Annotated in this window: 16 protein-coding genes; 11 read left to right on the top strand and 5 right to left on the bottom strand. The window is 65.7% G+C overall.

The annotated features are described in order from the left end of the window. Position 1 precedes the first annotated feature (1 nt). The gene (locus BM310_RS13425) at positions 2-1,870 is read right to left on the bottom strand and encodes a histidine kinase N-terminal 7TM domain-containing protein (protein WP_177232620.1); all 1,869 of its coding nucleotides are present in this window, start codon (positions 1,868-1,870) and stop codon (positions 2-4) included. 94 nt (positions 1,871-1,964) lie between these two features. Here BM310_RS13425 and BM310_RS13420 point away from each other — a divergent pair, with 94 nt between their 5' ends. The 4 genes from BM310_RS13420 to BM310_RS13405 all read left to right on the top strand — a co-directional run bounded on the left by BM310_RS13420 (position 1,965) and on the right by BM310_RS13405 (position 5,957). Next, complete coding sequence (locus BM310_RS13420; RefSeq protein ID WP_089808512.1) at positions 1,965-3,317, top strand: NAD(P)/FAD-dependent oxidoreductase; 1,353 nt, start codon at positions 1,965-1,967, stop codon at positions 3,315-3,317. 147 nt (positions 3,318-3,464) lie between these two features. Further along, positions 3,465-4,094, top strand: coding sequence for a TetR/AcrR family transcriptional regulator (locus tag BM310_RS13415; RefSeq protein WP_089809243.1), 630 nt, complete (start codon positions 3,465-3,467; stop codon positions 4,092-4,094). A 32-nt stretch (positions 4,095-4,126) separates the two neighbouring features. Continuing rightward, a complete protein-coding gene (locus BM310_RS13410) occupies positions 4,127-5,572 on the top strand; it encodes an MATE family efflux transporter (RefSeq protein WP_089809241.1) in 1,446 nt (481 codons plus the stop codon). An 82-nt stretch (positions 5,573-5,654) separates the two neighbouring features. After that, positions 5,655-5,957, top strand: coding sequence for a HalOD1 output domain-containing protein (locus BM310_RS13405; RefSeq protein WP_177232619.1), 303 nt, complete (start codon positions 5,655-5,657; stop codon positions 5,955-5,957). 137 nt (positions 5,958-6,094) lie between these two features. Here the strand turns inward: BM310_RS13405 and BM310_RS13400 are convergent, their stop codons facing one another. From BM310_RS13400 to BM310_RS21870, 3 genes are all read right to left on the bottom strand, one after another. Then, positions 6,095-6,694 (bottom strand): DUF6149 family protein, encoded by a 600-nt coding sequence (locus BM310_RS13400; RefSeq protein ID WP_089808510.1) that lies wholly within the window; start codon positions 6,692-6,694, stop codon positions 6,095-6,097. A gap of 102 nt (positions 6,695-6,796) precedes the next feature. Further along, positions 6,797-8,026, bottom strand: coding sequence for an RNA-guided endonuclease InsQ/TnpB family protein (locus BM310_RS13395; protein ID WP_089808508.1), 1,230 nt, complete (start codon positions 8,024-8,026; stop codon positions 6,797-6,799). Then, the gene (locus BM310_RS21870) at positions 8,027-8,152 is read right to left on the bottom strand and encodes a hypothetical protein (RefSeq protein ID WP_255473514.1); all 126 of its coding nucleotides are present in this window, start codon (positions 8,150-8,152) and stop codon (positions 8,027-8,029) included. Positions 8,153-8,380: 228 nt separating this feature from the next. Between BM310_RS21870 and BM310_RS13390 the strand changes: the two genes are divergently transcribed. The 5 genes from BM310_RS13390 to BM310_RS13370 all read left to right on the top strand — a co-directional run bounded on the left by BM310_RS13390 (position 8,381) and on the right by BM310_RS13370 (position 11,818). After that, entirely contained in the window at positions 8,381-9,277 is an 897-nt protein-coding gene (locus BM310_RS13390) for a winged helix-turn-helix domain-containing protein (RefSeq protein WP_089808506.1), read from the top strand. 95 nt (positions 9,278-9,372) lie between these two features. After that, entirely contained in the window at positions 9,373-9,711 is a 339-nt protein-coding gene (locus BM310_RS13385; RefSeq protein ID WP_089808505.1) for a hypothetical protein, read from the top strand. 89 nt (positions 9,712-9,800) lie between these two features. Beyond that, positions 9,801-10,067, top strand: coding sequence for a hypothetical protein (locus BM310_RS13380; RefSeq protein ID WP_089808503.1), 267 nt, complete (start codon positions 9,801-9,803; stop codon positions 10,065-10,067). Positions 10,068-10,181: 114 nt separating this feature from the next. Continuing rightward, positions 10,182-11,429 carry an NAD(P)/FAD-dependent oxidoreductase gene (locus BM310_RS13375; RefSeq protein WP_089808502.1) on the top strand — a complete coding sequence of 416 codons (1,248 nt, stop codon included), beginning with the start codon at positions 10,182-10,184 and terminating at the stop codon, positions 11,427-11,429. Between the two features lie 152 nt (positions 11,430-11,581). After that, positions 11,582-11,818, top strand: coding sequence for a hypothetical protein (locus tag BM310_RS13370; RefSeq protein ID WP_089808500.1), 237 nt, complete (start codon positions 11,582-11,584; stop codon positions 11,816-11,818). A 55-nt stretch (positions 11,819-11,873) separates the two neighbouring features. On the opposite strand, the gene BM310_RS13365 is transcribed toward BM310_RS13370, so the two are convergent. Next, entirely contained in the window at positions 11,874-13,154 is a 1,281-nt protein-coding gene (locus tag BM310_RS13365; protein WP_089808498.1) for an RNA-guided endonuclease InsQ/TnpB family protein, read from the bottom strand. A 243-nt stretch (positions 13,155-13,397) separates the two neighbouring features. Here BM310_RS13365 and BM310_RS13360 point away from each other — a divergent pair, with 243 nt between their 5' ends. Then, positions 13,398-13,814, top strand: a complete 417-nt coding sequence (locus tag BM310_RS13360; protein ID WP_089808496.1) for a DUF7124 domain-containing protein — start codon at positions 13,398-13,400, stop codon at positions 13,812-13,814. A 105-nt stretch (positions 13,815-13,919) separates the two neighbouring features. After that, complete coding sequence (gene mptA / locus BM310_RS13355; RefSeq protein ID WP_089808494.1) at positions 13,920-14,849, top strand: GTP cyclohydrolase MptA; 930 nt, start codon at positions 13,920-13,922, stop codon at positions 14,847-14,849. Positions 14,850-14,867 lie beyond the last annotated feature (18 nt).

Raw genomic sequence — 14,867 nt, 5'->3', positions numbered from 1 at the left:
GTCACTCGCTCACGGGCGCGAACTCGAAGCGTGCGCCGCCCGCGGCGGACTCGGCGACCCTCGACTCCCAGCCGTGTGCGCTGGCTATCTCGTCGACGATGGCCAACCCCAGTCCCGTCCCCTCGTCGGTGCTGAAGCCCCGCTCGAAGACGTGTTCGCGGTCCGACCCCGGGATTCCGGGTCCGTCGTCCTGAACGTAGAACCCGCCGTCGGGGAGCGCCCCGACTTCGACGGTGAGGCCGTCGGGCGCCGTCGCGTCGCTCGCGGACCCGTGCTCGACGGCGTCGTCGGCCGCTGGCCGGCTGCTCGTGGAGCCGTGCTCCACGCTGTCTCCGGGAGCAGAGCGACCGGAGGCACGTCGAGAGCCGTGCTCGACGGCGTTCCGAAAGAGGTTCTCGAACAGGTGTCGAAGCCGGTCCGGGTCGGCCTCGAACGTCGCCTCGTCCGAGACGACCAGCGTCGGCGTCCCGTCGTCGCTCTCGGCGTCGCCGCCGACGTCGACGGACTGCCACGCCGACTCGGCCGCGGCGGACAGCACCACCGTCTCCGTCTCGCCCAGAACGTCGCCCTCGCGGGCGAGGACGAGGAGGTCGCTGACGATTCGTTCGATGCGGTCGTGCGCCTCGTCGATTCGCTCGAAGTGTTCGTCGTCGCCCGTCTCTCGGGCCAACTCGGCGTAGCCGCGGGCGACGCTGAGCGGGTTCCGCAGGTCGTGGCTCACCACCGAGGCGAACTTGTCGAGTCGCTCGTTCTGCGCCTGCAGACGCATCTCCCGGCGGCGCCGGTCGGTCACGTCGCGGACGACGACGACGGACCCCGTCCGCCGGCCGCGCTCCCGGAGCGGCGAGCGCCGTATCTCGACGTGCCGGACGCCCTCGCCGACTCGTTCGAGGCTCCGGGTGGTGACCGTCCCGCCGTCGACTGTCCCCCCGCCGTCGGTCGCCGTTTCGCCACCGTCCGACGGCCACGCCGCGGTGGCGACGGTCGGATGCAGCACGTCCCGGCCGTCCGCGCCGTACGTCGCCACCGGGTCCCGAGACATGTACGCCTCCGCGGCGGGGTTGTACGCGAGGACGCGTCCCGCCTCGTCGACGACGATGGCCGCCTCGTCGAGCTGTTCGACGACCGCTCGCCAACCGACGGGGACGACGGTGAACAGCCCGTGCCGGACGACGCTCCACGCGACTGTGCCGGCGGCCGCCGCGAACGCGACTGCCGGGAGGTTCACCTGCGGGAACGGGTTCCACGGGGCGGCGTATATCGCGCCGCCGACGGCCGGGAGTGCGGCCCCGACGAGCAGCGTCACCTCCTGCGTCTGCCGGGTGCCGCTCGTATCGCGTGCGACGGCGACGAGACGGGCCATGCCGACGAAGATGACCCCGTAGGCGTACAGGAAGAACGCGTAGAACGCCGGCCCGTGTTCGTTGACGAGCGAGACGAAGCCCATCGCGTCGTTCAGGTAGACCCGCTGCCAGACCAGCGAGTGCCACCCGTTCGTGAGCACCAACGCGAGCGTCACGGCCGGGACGGCCCAGAGGGCGAGCCGTCTGCGCCGGGAGATGGCCTCCGCGCCGCCGACGTGGATGCGGACGTACTCGTACCAGAGCACCGGCAGCGTCGCGCTCCCGAAGTACGCGACGCGGTTCAGAAGCACCTTGGTCGCGTAATCCGTGCGGAGCAGTTCGAGTCCGTACGCGCCAATCCAGACGGCCGCCGCGCCGAGGAGGAGGGCGGCGACGTTCGCCTCCGGCAACCGCTCTCGGACGTCGTGCCGCCCGGCGAGGTACAGCGAGAGTCCGAACAGGACCGCTGCGGCGACCAACAACGGTGGTGCGTACGCGACGAACTGCCAACTTACTGACCCGTCCATCCCCGTATATGTATCTCTCTCCGCTCGTGTGCGATAAATCCTCCTTCTGCGAACGAGCGAAACGGATTTTCCACGGGCCCGCTTAGCCCGACCCATGATAGGCGTCGTCGGTGGCGGAATCGCGGGACTCGCTGCGGCGTATCGGTTGCGACAACACGGCTACGACGTGCAGGTGTTCGAAGCCACGGACGACGTGGGCGGTCTGGCCGCCGTCTACGAGACGGCCGGCGACGACATCGAGAAGTTCTACCACCACCTCTCGAAGTCCGAGGAGACCATCGTCGAACTCGCTCAGGAACTGGGCCTCGGCGACCGACTGGAGTGGCGCGTCGGCAAGAACGCCTACTACGTGGACGGCACCGTCCACCCCCTTGACACCGCGTGGCAGATAGCCGCCTACCCGCACATGAGCCTCTACGACAAGTTCCGCCTCGGGATGCTCACGCAGGGCATCGACGTGCGCGGCGGCCGCCCCGACTTCGACGCCTACGACGACCTGAGCGAGTACGAACACGTCCCCATCCGCGACTTCGTGGTCGAACACACGACGCAGAGCGTCTACGACAACTTCGTCGACCCGCTCTTGGACGGGAAGTTCGGCGACCGAAAGGAGGACGTCTCGGCCGCGTGGTTCCTCGGACGCGTCCGCTTCCGCGGGGAACGGGACCTCCTGCGCGGCGAGATTCTCGGCTACTTCGACGGCGGGTTCCGGCCCCTCTTGGACGCCCTCGTGGACGCCGTCGGCCGCGAGAACATCACGACGGACGCGCGCGTGACGGAGTTGGCGACCGACGGCGAGTCGGTCGATTCGCTCACCGTGGAGACGGCGGACGGAACCGCGACGCACGAGGTGGACGACGTGGTCGTCGCGGCGATGCCGAACGTCCTCGAGGACCTGACCGGCCACGAGTGCGACATCGAGTTCCAGGGCGCCGTCTGCGGTCTCGCCACGATGTCGGAGTCGCTGATGGACACCTACTGGCTCAACGTCGCCCACGACGCCCCGTTCGGGTCGCTCATCGAGCACACGAACTTCGTCCCCCGGGAACGCTACGGCGGCGACCACCTCCTGTACGTCGCCAGTTACGTCCAGGGCCCCCACGAGGACCTCTGGCAGATGGACGACGACGAGGTGGCGGACGTGTGGTTCGACGAGATCGCGCGGATGTTCCCCGACTTCGACCGCGCGGCGGTCGAGGAGTTCCGCGTCGCGCGCAACCCCCGCGCGGGCCCCATCTACGAACGCGGCTACCTCGACCTGGTGGTGCCGTACGACCTCGGCGACGACGTGGCCGACGGCGTCTACTACGCGGGGATGGCCTCCGCGGCGCAGTACCCCGAACGGTCGCTGAACGGCGGCATCGTCGCGGGATACGAGTGTGCCGACCGCATCGCCGAGAAGCGACGGCGCGCACCGGCGGTCGAGTCCGCCGTCGCGGACGACTGAGACGGCCCCCGTCTCTCACGAACGTTCGTTCTCGTTAGCCGACAGGTGCCTACGAACCGAAACCCTTTCTACCGCGACTGACTGACTAGTCAGTTAGTGACCGAACGGACGGACGCGTCGGCACCCCCCGACGTGCACGAGACGGTGATGGAGGCGACCTATCGGGCGCTCTGCGCCCGCGGGTTCGCCCGGCTGACGATGCAGAACATCGCGGACGAGGCGGACGTGAGTTCCTCTCTCCTCCACTACCACTACGACACGAAGCGCGACCTGCTGGTGGCGTTCCTCCGATACCTCCTCGAACGGTTCGAGGAGAAGTTCGAGGACACCGAGGACGAGGACCCCGAAGAGCGACTTCGCGGCCTCGTGGCCCGGATGCTGCCAGAGGACGAGTCGGTCGAGAGCGACGTGGGCGACGGCGGGACCGACGCGGCGGACGACGGTGGGACCGAGGACGCGGAGTACGACCGATTCGGCCTCGCCATCCTCGAAGTCCGGATGCAGGCCCCGTACGAGGACGCCTATCGCGAGCAGTTGCGGACGAACATGGGCGTCATCCGGGCCCGCATCGCGGACGTCATCCGCGACGGCGTCGAGACGGGAGCGTTCCGCGACGTGGACGCCGACCGGACGGCCCGACTCCTCGTCGACGCACTCGACGGCGCGCGGAGCGAACGCGTGACGCTGGGCGACGACGACGCCCCCGGGGAGGTGGCGGCCGCACTCGACGAGTTCGTCCTCTCCTCGCTGGTCGCGGACGGAGGTGACGGGCGGTGAGTTCGCGCGACGTGACCCTCACCGAAGGGGGCATGCTGAAACCGCTCCTCGTCCTCTCGCTCCCCATCGTCCTCTCGCAGTTGATGCAGGTGGGCTACAACCTCGCGGACACGTTCTGGGTCGGCCGCGTCGGCGAGAACGCCGTCTCGGCGCTCTCGTTCTCGTGGCCCATCGTCTTCCTCATGATATCCATCGGCGGCGGGTTCACCGTCGCGGGCACCGTGCTGGTCGCCCAGAACAAGGGCGCGGGCAACGACGACCGGGTGGACCACGTCGCGGGGCAGACCATCGCCTTCGTCACCCTGCTCTCCGTCGTCTTCTCCGCCGTGGGCTACCTCGTCGCGCCGGTGCTCCTGCCCCTCATCGGCACGACCCCCGGCACCGAGGTCCACGCGCTGTCGGTGTCGTACACGCGGACCATCTTCCTCGGCGTCTACTTCATGTTCGGCTTCTTCATCTTTCAGGCGCTTCTACGCGGGTGGGGCGACACGCGCACGCCGATGTACCTGATGGCGTTCGGCGTCGTGCTGAACGTCGTCATCGACCCGTTCCTCATCCTCGGGTTCCAGGGCAACCCCCTGTTCGGCGTGCTCGGACTGGCCGACCTCCAGTCGACGCTGTACGGCCTGACCGGGTTCGCCGGCATGGGCGTGCAGGGCGCCGCCGTCGCGACGGTGTTCTCCCGCGGCGTCGGCGCTCTCGTCGGGTTCGGTCTGCTCTTCTCCGGACGGGTGGGCATCCACCTCTCGACGGAGGACCTCCTCCTGAAGGTCGAGACGGTGCGGAAGATAGTGCGCATCGGCGCTCCGACGAGCATCGAGCAGTCCACGCGCGCCCTCGGCGTGACGGCCCTGACGGCACTCGTCGCCTACGCGGGCGCGACGGCGGCCGGCGTCGACACCTCCGCGGCCGTCGCCGCGTTCGGTATCGGCAACCGACTCAACTCGCTGGTGTTCCTGCCGGCCATCGGCCTCCAACAGGGCGTCGAAACCGCCGTCGGGCAGAACCTCGGCGCGGGCAAAGCCGACCGCGCGAAGCGCGCGGTGTTCCTCGGCGTCGGCCTCATCGCGGGCGCTCTCGCCGTCGTCAGCGTCGTGGGCACCCTCTTCGCCGAACCCATCGTCGCGGTGTTCATCCCGGGCGAACCGAACGTCGTCGCCATCGGCGTGGACTACCTCCGCATCATCGCGCCCGCGTTCGCCTTCCTCGGCGTCTTCCGGGTCGTCTCGGGCGGGTTCCGCGGGAGCGGTTCGACCCGGACCGCCATGGCGTTCTCCTTGCTCTCGCTGTGGGTGCTCCGCATCCCGCCCGCCTACGCCCTCGTCGAGTGGACGGGCCTCGGCGTGACCGGCATCTGGTACGCCATCGCGTTCTCGAACGTCGCAAGCGCCGTCGTCGCCGGCCTCTGGTTCCTCCGGGGGACGTGGACCGAGGGCGTGGTGGACACGGCGCGCGCGGCACCGGCGGCGGACGACTGAGGTGGGGACGCGTTCGCCCTCGGTTCGCCCGCCCTCGCGAGTAGACTTCTCCGAAATCGAGAATCGTACGCGCTATTGACCGATGCTGAGTGCTACTAGCAAACTGGAGGTGACACAACTGGAGAACCAACGGACGAACCGGTCGTCGGAACCAGTCGGCGTCCGCGTCGTGAACGAAGTCGCGCGCCGGACGAATCGGGACCCGCGAAATCTCCCGATACTCGCCGACTGCGTCGACCCGGACGCGCTGGACGCACTGGTGTCGTCGGGGCCGCCCGCGCTGTCCGTCCAGTTCCGGTACGCGGGACTGCGAGTGGTCGTCGGCGGCGACGGCCGGATAGAGATGGCTGCGCCGCCCGCGAGCGACGGGACGCTCTCGGAGTGACGGACGGGCAGTCGGTGCGCCGGCGGCCGCTCCGCCGGTTCACTCGATTCGCTCCGAGGCCGTTCCGGCGACCCGGTCCGACCGGTCGCCGACGACGCCAGCGGTCGCGCCGCGACAAGAAAGGGCCGTTCGCGCGACTACGCTTCGCTCTCGTCCACGTCGGCGTCCTGCACGCCGGGCGCGGCGTTCACGTCGACGTCTTCGGGTTCCTCCTGTCCGCCGACCACGACTTCGCCGGCCTCGTTCTCGACGTAGACGTCGTCCGCGAACCCGCCCACCGCGTGGGGGTGTTCGGGGTCGTCGAGTTTCTCGGGCGTCGACGGCGCCTCGGGCACCTCGCGGGTGCGGAAGTCGCCGAGGGGGTCGGCGATGTCGATGTCGTACCGCCGGAAGAACTCCTCGTATCGTTCGTAGTGGTCCTCCAGTTCGTCGGCGGGGAACTCCATCATCTCCGTCCAGCCGTGGTTGTAGAAGTCGAAGTTCGCCTGGATATGCGTTATCTCGCGGGCCTCGGCCTCGGAGAAGCCGGATTCCAACGCCGCCACGTACGTATCGAACGTGAGGTCGAAGAACGCCTCCATGTGCGGTTCGCGTTCCTCGCGGTGGGCCGGGTCGGCCTTCTCGCCGAACACGCGGACGTGCAGGTCCACCAGTTTCTCCGTGGCGATGTCCCCGACGACCGGCATCGTCAGCGCCTTCTTGGCGGCGAAGTGCCGGATGTTCTGTCGGATTTTCATCTCACCGGACGTTAGGACTGGAGTGTCTTGAAGGGTGCGCGTCGCGGACACCGAATCGACGCCGTCACCCGACCGCTGCGGTCGTGCGTGAACTACCCCACCCTACTCGCTCACGACTGACGCCGTTCGCTCCTTGAGGGTGGGGCTTCCTGTTTTCACGACGCGCTTTGCAGATACCGAGGTATCCACAGGGAGCGCAGTCTCCACAGGCGTTGATTCGGAGTGAACCACTCCTACATCGTTGATACCGCGAGAAAGGATGTTCCACGCCGCGTTCGCGTCCCTGTCCGCCTCAAACCCGCAGGCGGGACAGGAATGGTCACGAACCCACAGTGGTTTGTCCGTCTCCGTTCCGCACGACGCGCATTCTTTGGTCGTTCCTCGCGGGTTCACAGCGATAAAGTGCGTTCCTTTGCGTTCGCACTTGTATTCGAGCATTCGGAGGAACGTCCCCCACGAGGCTCCGGCCCGGTTCCGAGAGTTGCCCGGTAGTTCGACCAATCCCTTCGCGTCCAAGTCCTCGACCGCAACAAGGTCGTACTCGCGGGCATAATATGACGACAGTTTGTGCAGGAAGTCACGGCGCTTTCGCTTCAACTCGGCGTGGCGTTCGGCCACAACCTTGCGTTGTTTCTCCCAATTGTTCGAGCCGTGTTCCTTCCGCGAGAGGCTATGTTGGGCGCATTCGAGTCGCTCGCGTTCCTCACTGAAGTCGGGACTCTCGATAGCATATCCGTCGGTGTCGTGGGCGTACTTGAGAATCCCCAGGTCGATGCCAACGACCTTCTCGGGCGTCTCCGGTTTCTCGGGTGGGGCTTCGTCCACGTCGAGACCGAACGTGGCGAACCATTTGCCCGTGGGTTCTCGCTTGACCGTGACCTGTTTGATGGTCGCGTTCTCGGGAATCTCTCGGTGGAGGTGAATCGGAATCTCACCGATTTTGCTCAACCACAGGACAGGCCGACCACTCGTATTCTTGAGTTCGAAGCCGGATTGGTTGTAGGTGAGCGACCGATACTCCCGAGGTGGTTTCCACTTAAGCATTCCCACGGCGCGTCCGTTCTCCTTCTGTGCTTTGAGCGTGGAGAGGTTGTCGTAGACGCGCTTGACGACCATCTGCAATACCTTCGAGTGAACGTCTCCGAGGTCGTCCCACCACGATTTGAGGTCGGGAAGTCGTCCCTGCACCTCGTAGCGGGCGGGAATGTCGTCTGCCTCGTTGAGTTTGTAGAGGACGTGGTTGTAGAGTTGTCTACAAGTATCGATGTGGTGCAGAAGCGTCTCGGTGAGGGCTTCTGGTGGGTCGAGTCGATACTTGTAGTTGTAGTGCATCTATGACTCTCGTTCCTCGATGAGTTCGTCCAGTTTCTCTTGGACGAACGAGGAGAGGTTCAGGTGGTTGTCCTGAATCCACTCCTCTTGGTCGTCACGGATGGAGATGTTTTTGCGGGTCGCCACAACACACTATACACAAAGTACACAACTAAGAGTTGCGATTGCGTGGGCCTGTGGGCCAGTCGTCGCGGAGTGTTTGTGAGACGATGACGGCGCTGTATCCCCTCCCTACTGCGCTACTCAGTCGCTTCGCTCCCTGCGTTGCTCCTTGAGGAAGGGGACTTAGCGCCTAATTCCAGTTAAACGAATTTGTGCGTGGCTTTTTGCCGTCGGAACCCGGTATCGGAGGGTATGAGCGAAACAGACGCGGGCGACGAGGGACTCCTCACGGACTGTGTGGACTGTCTCGCCCCCGCGGAGGCGTTCGCCGTCGTCGGCAACGAGACGCGCCTCGCCATCCTCGAAGCCCTCTGGCGGTCGCCGGAGCGTCCGGTGACGTTCTCGGACCTCCGCCGTCGGGTCGGGATGCGCGACAGCGCGCAGTTCAACTACCACCTCGGCAAACTCACCGGCCAGTTCGTCGCGAAGACCGACGACGGCTACGAGTTCAGGCACGCGGGCGAGAAGGTGGTCCGCGCCGTCCTCTCGGGGAGTTTCAACGAGAACCCGACGGTCGAACCGTTCGAGGTGCCGGGCGAGTGCGCCGACTGCGGCGGCACGCTCACCGCCTCGTACCTCGACGAACACATCTCCGTCGGCTGTCGGGACTGCGGCCGTCTGCACGCGCACGCGCCGTTCCCGCCGGGCGGACTCACCGACCGGTCGGACGAGGAAGTCGCGCACGCGTTCGACCAGCGCGTCCGGCACCTGCACTGCCTCGCCGCGGACGGCGTCTGCCCGGAGTGCGGCGGACGAATGGGAACGACGCTGTCGCAGGAGACGGGACCGCTCGACGTGGCCGCCTGTTCGGTCCACCGCTGCGAGCAGTGCGACCACCGCATCCGATCGCCCGTCGGCCTCAGCCTCCTCGACCAGTCCGACGTCGTCGGCTTCCACGCGACTCACGGCGTCGACCTGCGGGACAGTCCGCACTGGACGTTCGAGTGGTGCGTCGGCGACCGGACCACCGTCCTCGACGACGACCCGTGGCGCGTCCGCGTGGACATCCCGCTGGACGACGAGGAACTGCGCGTGACGCTCGACGACGAACTCGCCGTCGTCGCCGTCGAACGGCGACGCCTCGGCTGAACTGGTGAAACGCAGTTCAGTAAGCGCGCCTACAAAAATTCAGTTCAGATTACACTTTTCGTGTCGGCGGCCGTCCCTCCACACGTGAGACGACGATGACCCGCCGACTCCACTCCCCCGGTCGTACCGCCCGCTCACCGACGTTCGGCGACCCGACGCGCCGCGGCCACGCCGCCCCCGTGACCGCGGCCGCGGACGCGTTCGGGACGCTCCTCGGGTTCGCCCTGTTCGCCGTCGTCGCGAGCGCACTGGCGCCGTTCGTGCCGCCGGTCGCGACGCTGTTGGCCCTGTGGTTCGTCGGCCTGCCGGCGGCGTTCGCCGTCTCCGTCGGCGGCGTCGACGCCGTGACCCGCTTGCGCCGTCGCCTCCGCCGGTTCGCCTGCGCACACTGGCGGGCCGGCTGTGAGCACGACTCCGCTGACGCGGCCGTCTGAGCGCCGAGCGAGTCGCCGTGCGGACGTGGCCGAGTGCGGCGTGCGGACCCGGTCACGTTTATCTCCGCTCGCGGCGTCCGTCTCGTCCGATGACCGCCTCACGTCCGCAGACGATACGCGAACGGCTCGACGCCTCGGGGGCACCCACCGAGCGTGACCCCCTGTTCGTCCTCGTCTGCTACTGTCTGCTCTCCGTGCTGTCCGTCCTCGCGTTCGGCGTCTTCGTCGCCGTCTCCGCCCCGCACATCGAGAGTCCCGCGGCGTTCGTCGCGGTGTTCCTCGTCGGCGTCCCGGCGGCGTTCGCCCTCCCGGGTATCGTCCTGCGACGCGTGGGCGTCCGGGTCGGAGGGCGTTGAGCGGGGATACCGCCCGTCTGTCGCCGTCCGGGTCGTCCCCCGCCGGTCTCGGGCTCCTCGGACGCATAGCGAGGATAGCAATTCACATTAACCCCGGTGTCAAAGATTCCGCGTATGACCCAGTCGTACGTCATCATCGGCGACGGTATCGCGGGGAGTTCCGCCGCTGAGACCCTCCGTGAGGAGGAACCCGACGCCGACATCACCGTCGTCACCGACGAGGGTGAAGCCCTGTACAATCGTATCCTCATCAAAGAGTTCGCCAAGGGGAAACTCCCCGAAGCGCCGATCTCCATCCACGACCCCGAGTGGTACGACGAGCGCGACATCGAACTGAAGCTCAACACCCTCGTCACCGACGTCGACCCGGACGGGCACACCATCACGACGCACGAGGGCGAGGAACTCTCGTGGGACAAACTGCTCGTCTCCGTGGGGGGGACGCCGACCCAACTGCCCGTCGACAACTCCGACGCCGAGGGCGTCCACCACTTCTGGACGTTCCAGGACGCCCGCAAGATTCGCTCGCACATGGAGGAGGCCGACAGTTCCGTCGTCGTGGGGGCCGGACTGCTCGGCATCGACCTCGCGGCCATCACGGCCGCGCAGGGCGTCGAGGGCAAGTACCTCATGCGCGGGAACTGCTGGTGGCGGTACGCGCTCTCGGAGGAGGGCGCCGAGATAATCCACGAGGCACTCCGCGAACGGAACGTCGAACCCGTCTTCGACTCCGGCGTCGACCACTTCGAGGTCGACGACGACGGCGCGGTGACGACGGCCGTCGACCCCAACGGTGACGAGTACGACGCCGACTTCGTCGGCATCGCCATCGGACTGGACTTCAACACGGAGATTCTGCAGGGCACCGACATCGAGTGCGACGACGGCATCGTCGTCGACGAGTACATGCGGACGAACCACGAGGACGTGTTCGCGGCGGGCGACATCACGCAGTTCCACGACGTCATCCTCGGCGAACGCGCCCAGAACGGCGCGTGGGGGTCGGCGAAGGAACAGGGGACCATCGCCGCGCAGAATATGGTCGACTACGGGTCCGAGGAGTTCCGCTGGGTCTCCTCGTACTCCATCACCCACTTCGACTTCCCGTTCCTCTCGTTCGGTCACCCGACCATCGGGGACGACGAGGCGGAGGCGAAGTACTCCGACAGCGAGTGGCGACGCCTCGCCTTCAAGGACGGCAAAATCGTCGGCGGCGTCCTCATCGGTGACCTCTCGCCGCAGTCGAAGTACAAGAAGCTCATGCGCGAGGAACGCGTCGTCGCCGACCAGAAGGACGTGCTGATGCAACAGCAGTTCGAGATAGACGACCTGGACCTCGAAGAGGAAGCGCCGGCCGAGTAAGCGCCCTCCCCGACAGTCGCGCCGTCGCCCCCTCCGTGCAGTCGTTATCTTCTCTCTCGCTCTCTTCTCCCTCGACTCGTCGCTGACTCTCGCCGCGCGTCTCCCCTTCCGCAGTCCAAATCTTTATCGTCTATCGTGTTGTTTGGTATCGTATGTCACGGACTGCGTGCGAACCGACGTACGGCGACGCTGCGGACGGCGTGACTGTCGTCAGAACCGGTGCGGAGGACATCGACCCGACGGCGCGGGTGTGGCACTACGACGAACTGTCCGACCGGACGCAGACGGCCATCGCGGCGGCGGTGGACGGGTCCAAGCGGGGCGTCTGCGCGCCCGAACTCTCGGTCGGCGACGTGGTCCGGTACACCGGCTACTACGAACTCCATTGACATCCTCCCCGCCCTGAAGGGCGAGGATTCCCGACCGCCGGTGGGATATTGTGGTTTACGACGTGGCCTGTTCTCGCGGTGCGAAGCATCCGCTCTCTGAATCGAACAAGTACGTCGATGGCTGTGCCAACCAGCCGTTACTCCTATCACCGCCATCTGTGGCGGGATTCGGAGATACTTTCTGTCGAATGTTCTCAGCGGCGTTCACGTCTGCATTCGCCACCGTACCGCACTCATCGCAGACATACAACCCACGTTCAACACGGTTCGCGTCACGCTTCCGCCCACAGCACGAACACGACCTCGACGTATCGCGCTCAGACACCCGCTCGACAGTGATGCCTTCCATCTCGGCCTTGTATTCGAGCATCTGTGTGAAGCGGTCGAACGCCCACGAGTGCAGGTCGAGGTTGCCGTGCTTACCCCAGTTCTTCGACTCGCCGTTCTCCTCATCCTCGCGGATACTGGAGAGCTCGCCAACCGCAATCGTCGCCACCCCTTCGTCAACACATCGCTGAACGATGTGTTTCGAGAGCGTGTGGAAGTAGTGGGTTCGACGGGCCGACTTCTTCTGATTCAGTCGCGTGGCCTGCTCTGAGTCTGAGTCGTCACAGCAAGCGATTCGCTTGCTGAAGTAGTAGTCGTCCTGCTTCAGACAGTTGAGCGGATACAGTTCACTGTGACCGTCTTCGTAGGCGAGCGTGGCGAAGTTGTTGATACCGAGGTCAACACCCACGGTCTTCTCACCGGGTGATTCAGCAACCTCGATTTCAACTTTGCACACGAAGTGCAGTTCCCACTCGTCACCAGTCCAGACTGCTCGAACCTGTTGGACGTTTTCCACGGTGGAGAGGTTAACGTCGGGGCGAATCTGATATTCGCAGAGGATGAAGTCCGACCAATACTCCTTGAGGTTCGAGCCTTTCGAGAGTCGGACTCTTTCGTACTCGGTGTCGAGTTTGAAGCCTGCGGCTTTGAACGTGACCGTACTTCGCGGATGGTCGTCGCCGTGTTTGCGGTACTTCGGTGGGTTTGCTCTCGTGTCTCCGTTACGTCGTTTGCCGTACCAGCCGTTGAACGCTTCAGCGAGTTCTTGCAAAACTCGCTGACTTGACTGAGAATGCAGGTCATCGTAGCGTTCGTGCGACTTGAGGTACGAGGTGAGTTCGTTGTGACCGGGGATGTGACCTATCTCTGACCACACTCGGTCGCAAACCCACCGCCCGACGTTCCAGAGTTTTGATGCTGAGAACCCGAGGGCGTCGAGGTCGTCGGACACCCGTTGTTGGTTCCGTATGGAAGCAGTGTAGGTGCGTGTGACGACCTGTTTCGCCATACGTAACCTATGACGAGATAGTTACTTGAAAATATGTATTTGAGCGTGGAATATCCTGCCGAGCGTTTGAACGGTGGATTGCGAAGGGTAGTGTCGGATTCATCCCCGCCCTAAACGGCGGGGCTTTCTCCTCGATTCTCCGTAACTCGGTCTTCTCCTCTCGCTCCGGTTCGACCGGTGAGGCGGCCGTTTCTCGGTCGCGGAACCGAAGCGGTTTTGCGTCCGACGCGACCATCTTCGGGCATGGACGGAGGCGGCTCTACCGACATGACGCTGGCGTTCGAGTTGGCGGCGCTGAAGGCGCTCGCCGACCCGAACGCCGTCTTCAACGACGCACGGCAGTGGACGGAGTACGTCGGCGTGGTGAGCGACAAGCCCACCTACGTCGTCACGAACTTCACTCGGAAACACCGCGTCCGTCAGGACTTCTTCTCCGGACCGCGCGGCGTCGAGGAGAGTCTGGAGAACGTGAAACGGCAGTTCGACACCGACCGCCACGTCTTCGTCGGGACGAGCGACGAGGACCGCGATCTCGCCGACCGGACCGAGTGGGAGTATCTCCCGCTCGAACAGGCCGCAGAGGCCGCAGGCTGGGCGCTCGCCGGCGAGTCGGAGGAGGACGACCCGTTCGAGACGAGCACTCGCGACGACTGGCCCTGACACCGACACCACCTCCCGGCAGACGCGGCGACGTGGGCGATTTCGCCGCCCAGCGCCGTTCCCCTAGCGAAAGCATTAATCGAACACAATCCTACCCTTCTCACGATGAGTCACCAGTTGCCTGACGTTCAGGCAGGTAGACCCGACGTGACCGTCGGACTGAGCCAGGTGGGTGTGACGGGTGTGGACAAACTCGTCAAAATCGCTCGCGACGGCAAGCGCCCGCTGATTCTGATGGCGGAGTTCGAGGTGTTCGTCGACTTACCCAGCGGACGCAAGGGGATCGACATGAGCCGGAACATGCAGGTCATCGACGAAATCCTCGAGGACGCCGTCGCCGAACCGACGTATCGCGTCGAGGACATGTGTGGTGACACCGCGGAGCGACTCCTCGCCAAGCACGACTACACCTCGGAGGCCGAGGTGCGGATGACCGCGGAACTCGTCCTCCGCGAGAACACTCCGGCGTCGGACCTCCAGACGCAGAGCACGGCCAACATCATCGCCAGCGCGGTCGCCACCGAGGACGGCACCCGCGAGGAGATCGGGGCCGAGGTCGTCGGCATGACGGTCTGTCCCTGTTCGCAGGGGATGTCGGCCTCCCGCGCCCGCGACGTGATGCGGGACCTCGACGTCGACGACGACACCATCGAGGAGTTCCTAGAGCAGGTCCCGCAACCGGGCCACTCCCAGCGAGGACACGCGACGCTGACCGTCGAGACGGACGGGTCGCCCGACGTGGACCTCATCGACCTCGTGGACATCGCCCGCGACTCGATGTCCGCACGCATCTACAACCTCGCGAAACGACCCGACGAGGACCACATGACCTACCACGCGCACGCCAACGCGAAGTTCGTCGAGGACTGCGTCCGGTCGATGGCCGAACAGGTCGTCGACGAGTTCGACTACCTCGCCGACAGCGCCGTCGTCCACATGAAGCAGTCGAACGACGAGTCCATCCACCAGCACAACGCCCACGCCGAACGGGTCGCGTCGCTGGGCGAACTCAGAGACGAACTCGCGGACCTGTAGTCCGGGTCGCCGTCGTCG

Source organism: Halogeometricum rufum, assembly GCF_900112175.1.
GTDB lineage: Archaea > Halobacteriota > Halobacteria > Halobacteriales > Haloferacaceae > Halogeometricum > Halogeometricum rufum.
Note: the sequence above shows the minus strand (reverse complement) of the source record. Positions and strands in the feature narration are given on the sequence as shown.

Excerpts from the sequence above, each read along its gene's own strand:
- BM310_RS13425 (WP_177232620.1), bottom strand. The coding sequence starts at position 1,870 with ATGGACGGGTCAGTAAGTTGGCAGTTCGTCGCGTACGCACCACCGTTG.
- BM310_RS13420 (WP_089808512.1), top strand. The coding sequence starts at position 1,965 with ATGATAGGCGTCGTCGGTGGCGGAATCGCGGGACTCGCTGCGGCGTAT.
- BM310_RS13415 (WP_089809243.1), top strand. The coding sequence starts at position 3,465 with ATGGAGGCGACCTATCGGGCGCTCTGCGCCCGCGGGTTCGCCCGGCTG.
- BM310_RS13410 (WP_089809241.1), top strand. The coding sequence starts at position 4,127 with ATGCTGAAACCGCTCCTCGTCCTCTCGCTCCCCATCGTCCTCTCGCAG.
- BM310_RS13405 (WP_177232619.1), top strand. The coding sequence starts at position 5,655 with ATGCTGAGTGCTACTAGCAAACTGGAGGTGACACAACTGGAGAACCAA.
- BM310_RS13400 (WP_089808510.1), bottom strand. The coding sequence starts at position 6,694 with ATGAAAATCCGACAGAACATCCGGCACTTCGCCGCCAAGAAGGCGCTG.
- BM310_RS13395 (WP_089808508.1), bottom strand. The coding sequence starts at position 8,026 with ATGCACTACAACTACAAGTATCGACTCGACCCACCAGAAGCCCTCACC.
- BM310_RS13390 (WP_089808506.1), top strand. The coding sequence starts at position 8,381 with ATGAGCGAAACAGACGCGGGCGACGAGGGACTCCTCACGGACTGTGTG.
- BM310_RS13385 (WP_089808505.1), top strand. The coding sequence starts at position 9,373 with ATGACCCGCCGACTCCACTCCCCCGGTCGTACCGCCCGCTCACCGACG.
- BM310_RS13380 (WP_089808503.1), top strand. The coding sequence starts at position 9,801 with ATGACCGCCTCACGTCCGCAGACGATACGCGAACGGCTCGACGCCTCG.
- BM310_RS13375 (WP_089808502.1), top strand. The coding sequence starts at position 10,182 with ATGACCCAGTCGTACGTCATCATCGGCGACGGTATCGCGGGGAGTTCC.
- BM310_RS13370 (WP_089808500.1), top strand. The coding sequence starts at position 11,582 with ATGTCACGGACTGCGTGCGAACCGACGTACGGCGACGCTGCGGACGGC.
- BM310_RS13365 (WP_089808498.1), bottom strand. The coding sequence starts at position 13,154 with ATGGCGAAACAGGTCGTCACACGCACCTACACTGCTTCCATACGGAAC.
- BM310_RS13360 (WP_089808496.1), top strand. The coding sequence starts at position 13,398 with ATGGACGGAGGCGGCTCTACCGACATGACGCTGGCGTTCGAGTTGGCG.
- mptA (WP_089808494.1), top strand. The coding sequence starts at position 13,920 with ATGAGTCACCAGTTGCCTGACGTTCAGGCAGGTAGACCCGACGTGACC.